Source organism: Agromyces humi, from assembly GCF_009720255.1.
GTDB classification, from domain to species: domain Bacteria; phylum Actinomycetota; class Actinomycetes; order Actinomycetales; family Microbacteriaceae; genus Agromyces; species Agromyces humi.
Genome location: NZ_WJSP02000248.1, coordinates 1 through 5,529, shown reverse-complemented (window position 1 = coordinate 5,529; position 5,529 = coordinate 1). Strand labels below are relative to the sequence as shown.

The 5,529-nt window shown below is 71.7% G+C and carries 7 protein-coding genes; 1 reads left to right on the top strand and 6 read right to left on the bottom strand.

What is annotated here, in order from left to right; translation table 11 throughout:
* The 6 genes from GH736_RS16175 to folE form a co-directional block, all read right to left on the bottom strand.
* Window positions 1–602, bottom strand: a 602-nt coding sequence (locus GH736_RS16175) for a biotin carboxylase N-terminal domain-containing protein (RefSeq protein ID WP_328596880.1), incomplete at its 3' end; no start/stop codon positions are given.
* Window positions 603–749: 147 nt separating this feature from the next.
* Window positions 750–1,730, bottom strand: a complete 981-nt coding sequence (locus GH736_RS25135; RefSeq protein WP_235934329.1) for a cytochrome b/b6 domain-containing protein — start codon at window positions 1,728–1,730, stop codon at window positions 750–752.
* Between the two features lie 624 nt (window positions 1,731–2,354).
* Window positions 2,355–3,341 carry an electron transfer flavoprotein subunit alpha/FixB family protein gene (locus GH736_RS16165; protein WP_159605164.1) on the bottom strand — a complete coding sequence of 329 codons (987 nt, stop codon included), beginning with the start codon at window positions 3,339–3,341 and terminating at the stop codon, window positions 2,355–2,357.
* Window positions 3,342–3,351: 10 nt separating this feature from the next.
* Window positions 3,352–4,128: an electron transfer flavoprotein subunit beta/FixA family protein gene (locus GH736_RS16160; protein WP_159605162.1), complete on the bottom strand. Its 777-nt coding sequence runs from the start codon at window positions 4,126–4,128 to the stop codon at window positions 3,352–3,354.
* Between the two features lie 100 nt (window positions 4,129–4,228).
* Window positions 4,229–4,399, bottom strand: coding sequence for a hypothetical protein (locus GH736_RS16155; RefSeq protein WP_159605160.1), 171 nt, complete (start codon window positions 4,397–4,399; stop codon window positions 4,229–4,231).
* Window positions 4,396–5,025 (bottom strand): GTP cyclohydrolase I, encoded by a 630-nt coding sequence (gene folE / locus GH736_RS16150; protein ID WP_159605158.1) that lies wholly within the window; start codon window positions 5,023–5,025, stop codon window positions 4,396–4,398. The genes GH736_RS16155 and folE overlap by 4 nt, the downstream gene beginning before the upstream one ends.
* Before the next feature lie 117 nt (window positions 5,026–5,142).
* Between folE and GH736_RS16145 the strand changes: the two genes are divergently transcribed.
* Window positions 5,143–5,292: a hypothetical protein gene (locus GH736_RS16145; RefSeq protein WP_159605156.1), complete on the top strand. Its 150-nt coding sequence runs from the start codon at window positions 5,143–5,145 to the stop codon at window positions 5,290–5,292.
* Window positions 5,293–5,529 lie beyond the last annotated feature (237 nt).

The window sequence follows — 5,529 nt, the reverse complement described above, 5'->3', positions numbered from 1 at the left end:
GCCGCCGGCAGTGCGGCGGCGAGCCCGGCGGCATCACGGGCGACCTGCATGCCCTTGCCGCCGCCACCGGCCGACGGCTTCACGAGCAACGGGAAGCCCACGGAGGCGGAGGCGGCGAGGAGTGCCGCGTCGTCGAGGGCGGGATCGGCGATGCCGGGCACAGTGGGCACACCGGATGCCTCCACGTGCCGCTTCGCGCGGATCTTGTCGCCCATCACCTCGAGCGCCTCGGTGCCCGGACCCACGAAGACGAGCCCCGCATCGCGGCACGCCTCGGCGAAGCCGGCATGCTCCGAGAGGAAGCCGTAGCCCGGGTGGACCGCTTCGGCGCCCGACTCGAGGGCGGCGGCGATGATGCGCTCGGGATCCAGGTAGCTCTCGCCGGCGGGGGCCGGACCGATGCGCACGGCCTCGTCCGCGAGCCGCACGTGCGGGGCGCCCGCGTCGGCGTCGGAGTACACGGCGATCGAGCGGATGCCGAGGCGGCGCAGCGTGCGGATGACGCGAACCGCGATCTCGCCGCGGTTGGCGACGAGCACTCGGTCGAACGGTCGTCGGGCAGTACGCGGCACCGTTCCCGATGGACGATCGAGCGGGCTCATGAGCGTGATCATCCGCGCCTCTCTGCGACGTCGTTCGCGCGCCATCCAGTTAGCGCGCACTAACTGGAGTCGATGTTAGCGGTCGCTAACTGAAATGACAAGCGGGCTGCACCGTCGCGGCGAGTGATGCCGGGCCGGCCGGCGGCGCTATCGGCCGACCTTGCCGAACACGGCCGCGATCGGCGCGAGCACGGACGGACGGGCGGCGATCCACGCTGCCGCGATGACCACCAGCGAGGCCACGAAGATCCAGAACCCCAGCCAGCCCTCGGCGTCTTGCGCCGCGTACATGTGGTTGAGGTTGCGGAGCGCCCCGGTCAGGAAGACGAGCGTGACATGCACGACGATGAAGGCGACGAAGTACAGCATCACGGGGAAGTGCACCGCACGTGCCCACTCCACGGGATAGCTGCGGTTGAGTGCCGGGGCGTTCTTCGGCCACAACCCCGACATGCGCACCCCGGTCACGGCCGCGAGTGGCGCCGCGATGAAGATCGTCGCGAAGTAGGCGAGCACCTGGAGGCTGTTGTAGTTCACCCAGCCGTTCTCGAGCGGCCAGTCGAGCGACAGGTACTGCAGGCCGGCCGACACGGCGTTCGGGATGATCTCCCAGCTCGTCGGCACGACCCGCATCCACTGGCCGGTCGCGAACAACAGCACGACGAAGATGACGCCGTTCACCAGCCACAGGATGTCGAGCGACTGGTGGAACCACAGGTTCAGGCTGATCTTGCCCTGCCCGCCCTTCGACCACCGCGGCGTCCAGTACGCCGCCGGACGCCGCTCGGTGCGAACCTGCAACCCCGAGCGGATGATCAGCACGATCAGGAAGACGTTGAAGAAGTGCTGCCATCCGAGCCACGCCGGCAGGCCGACCGGCGCACCCTCGGGCAGGGGCGTCTCCCCGGGGTAGGTCGCGAGGAAGTCCTGCATGAACCCGAGCCCCAGGAACCAGCGCGTGAGCTGCACGACGATGGTCGCGGCGCCGATGATCGCGAGGATGCCGACGACGGATGCCGCGGCCCACTGCCCGCGGGTGAGGGCGGCGTACCATCTCGTGGCCGGTTGCGACGCGGCGCTCGCCTCGGCGGTTCGCGCGACGGGCTGGACGGGCTCGGAAGTCAGCACCTCCGCGGAGGGTTCGGCGGATTCAGACGCCGCCGCAGCCGGCGGTTCGGCGGCAGCCGTCGGACGCGGTGCTGACGCAGATGCGGGAGCGACCGCCGTCGGAGATGGCCACGGGTCTCCTCCGGCCACTCGGGGAAGCCCCCGGCGGAGTCCAGCGATCGGCGCCGACGGGGTGGCGACGGCGGAGGGCGGTGCCACCGGTACCGACGGGGCGGCCGACACCGGCGCCTCGGCGACGGTTGCCGGCTGCGGGGCGGGCGCGGCATCCGTCACCTCGACCGTCGCCTCCCTGGACGCGTCGCCGGCGACGGGCCACGGCAGGCCGCCCTTCTCCCGCGGAAGCCCGCTTCGAAGTCGACGACCGGATGCGGGAGCCGGCGCGACCGCTCGAGCCCCGGGTGCCGGGACGACGGGCCCCGACGTCGGCGGTGCTGACGCGACGGGCCCGGACGTCAGCGGTGCTGACGCGAAGGGCGCCGACGCCACGGGTGCCGCAGCACTGGCCTCGGTCCGAACCGAGGACGCGACGGCTTCGACGGGCGCTGCGACGGAGGGAGGCCAGGCGTCACCGCCGCGCTCCCGGGGCAGTCCCCTGCGCAGGTTCCGCACGTCGGCGCCCACCGGTCACCGCTTCCGCTCGGCGAGCGCGCTGATCAGCTGCGGGACCACGGTGAACACATCGCCGACCACGCCGAAATCGGCGACCTCGAAGATGGGTGCGTCGGGATCCTTGTTCACGGCGACGATGTTCTTCGCCGTCTGCATGCCGGCGCGGTGCTGGATCGCACCCGAGATGCCGAGCGCGACATACAGCTGCGGCGACACCGAGACCCCGGTCTGCCCGACCTGGTGGTTCGCCGGGATGTACCCGGCATCGACCGCCGCGCGGGACGCGCCGACCGCGGCGCCGAGCGCGTCGGCGAGCTCGTCCACGAGGGCGAACTGCTCGGCCGAGCCGAGGCCGCGGCCGCCGGAGACGACCCGCGTCGCTCCCCGCAGCTCGGGTCGGCTCGACGCCTCGGTCACGGCCTCGAAGGACTCGATGGCCGCGGATGCCGCGCCGGACGGCGACACCTCGAGCGCCTCGACGACGACGGGCCGTGCCTCCGCGCGCGCGTCGACGGCGCCCTGGCGCACGGTCACGACGAGCGGGCCGAAGGTCGCCGCCGAGTCGACGTCGTACGCGCCGCCGTAGACCGAGTGGTGGGCGACGATGCCCTCGTCGTCGCGCGAGACGCCGACCGCGTCGACGGCGATCGGGGCGCCGGTGCGGGCAGCGAAGCGGCCCGCGATGTCGCGGCCGTGGATCGAGTTGGGGATGAGCACGGCATCGGGCCCGACGGCGCCGGCGGCCGCGGCGAGCGCGTCGACCTGCGGGGTCGTCAGCTCGGCCTGCGTCGCGTCGGTCTCGACGACGAGCACCTTCTCGGCTCCGGCCGCTGCCGACTGCTCCGCGAGCGCCTGCGCCCGTCCGGGTGCGACGACGACGAGCGCGACGGGCGTGCCGATGCGCGAGGCGGCGCCGAGGAGGCCTGCCGTGCTCGTCGCGAGCTCACCGTTCGGTGTGGTCTCGAGCAGGACGAGGATCGGGTCTGCGGGGCGGTCGGTCACGGTCGTCCTCTCAGACCAGTCGGTTCTCGATCAGGAACTCGGCGATCCTCGTGCCGCCGTCGCCCTCATCGACGATCTTGACGCCCGCGGTGCGCGGCGGCTTCTCGGCGATGGCGGTCATGATGGAGACGGCGGTCGAGAGGTCCTGCGGATCGATGCCGAGGTCCGCGGCGCTCAGCGTCTCGAACGGCTTCTTCTTCGCGGCCATGATGCCCTTGAAGTTGGGATAGCGCGCATCGGGGAGCGCCTCGGTGATCGAGACGACCGCCGGCAGTTCGGCGGTCACGCGCATCGTGCCGCCTTCGACCTCACGCGCCCCGGCAACGGAGCCCTCAGCGATCTCGACCGACGAGAGCGCGGTCGCGTTCGGGACGCCGAGCAGCTCGGCCAGCATGGCGGCCATGACGCCACCGCTGCCGTCGGTGGAGAGGTTGCCCGCGATGACCAGGTCGAACCCGGTACGCCGGATCGCCGCGGCCAGGGTGCGGGCGGTGAGACCGAGGTCTGCGGCCGCCAGGCCGGGGTCGGTGATGTGCACGGCCGATGCCGCTCCCATCGCGAGGCCCTTGCGGATCGTCGCCGTGGCGCTCTCGGGGGCCATCGACATGACCACGACCTCGGTGCCGTCGTGCGAGTCGGCGTAGGCGAGTGCCACCTCGAGGGCGCGCTCACCGATCTCGTCGAGCACGGCCTCGCTCGCGGCGCGGTCGGCGATCCCCGTCTCGAGGTCGAGCTTGCGCTGCCCGTAGGTGTCGGGGACCTCTTTCACGAGGACGATGATCTTCATCGGATCCGGCTCCCGGGCGTGCTCATGAGCATGACCATCTGCGCCTCTCTGCGACATGCCTCGCGCGCCCACAGTTAATGGGCACTAACCGGCTTCGATGTTAGTGCTCGCTAACTGGAATGGCAAGGGGCGCCGCCGCCTGCGGACGCACCGCCAGAGCGCCCGCGAGGCAGGCGATGCCGAACTCGAACGCACGGTCGACGTCGCCCCCGAGCCGGAATGCCCCCGCGAGGCCGCCGCCGATGATCAGGATGCCCGGCTCACCGCTCATGATCTCCGCTCCGTTCCCCTGGCCGCCCGCGACTCGAACGACCGACGGAGGCGCGGATCGTCTGCGAGGAGTCCGGTGAACCTGCTCGTCGTGGTCACGCTGCCCACGATACGTGGCCCGCGGAGGGACATGCAGAGGTGCTCGGCCTCCAGCACGACGCCCACGCCTCGTGGCGCGAGCTCGGTGTCGAGCCACTCGGCGATCTGCTGCGTCATCCGCTCCTGCACCTGGAGCGCCCTCGACACGTGCTCCACGATCCGCGCGAGCTTCGAGAGGCCGACGAGTCGGTCGCCGGGCAGGTAGCCGACGTGCGCGACGCCGCGGAACGGCAGCAGGTGGTGCTCGCAGAGCGAGTGGAACGGGATGTCGGTCAGGAGGACCAGGTCGGTGTATCCCTCGTCGTTCGGGAAGGTCGTGACGCGGAAGGGCTCGGGCGTGAGGAGCTCGATGAGCGCGTCGGCCGCGCGACGGGGCGTCTCGACGAGGTGCGGCGACCGGAGGTCCTGGCCGAGGGCCGCGAGCAGGTCGGCCACGGCGTGCTGGGCACGATCGCGGTCGATCGTGGGCGCCTCGTCGTCGGCGACGGCGTGCAGCGGCACGACCGCGGGCATTCCATCGGGGCTCATGCGGCACCTCCAGCGTGTCGTTGGCGTGGGCCGGTCGGCCGCTCCGCGCTCATCCTCGACGCTAGGTCGGCGGAACTCTTCTGTCAATGTTGACTGTTTTTAGAGTAGGCTCCTGGCATGGCATCCCATGGCGGCAGCCCCGCCGACGACGGCTGGTCGGCCGCAGCAGTCCTGTCCGACCCGCTCCGGCGACGCGTCTACGCGGCCGTGGTCGAGCACGACGAGGCGGTGAGCCGCGACGCGGTGGCCCGCTGCTCTACGGACTGACCGTCGGCGTGCACTTCCTGCCGAGCGTCGTCGCCCTCGCGCTGCTGAAGCGGCCCGGCACGGGGCGAAGGGGAAGTCGGATGCCGCGTCGGGCGGCTCGGGGTCGGGCACGCATGAGGTAGACGACTCACACCTGATCAACCAGCAACGCCGCCACACCGTCTACGGATGGTGGGCCGACTAGAGAGGAAGCACGTGCATGGCACCGAGCGCCGAGTCTTAGTGACCGTCGCGCAC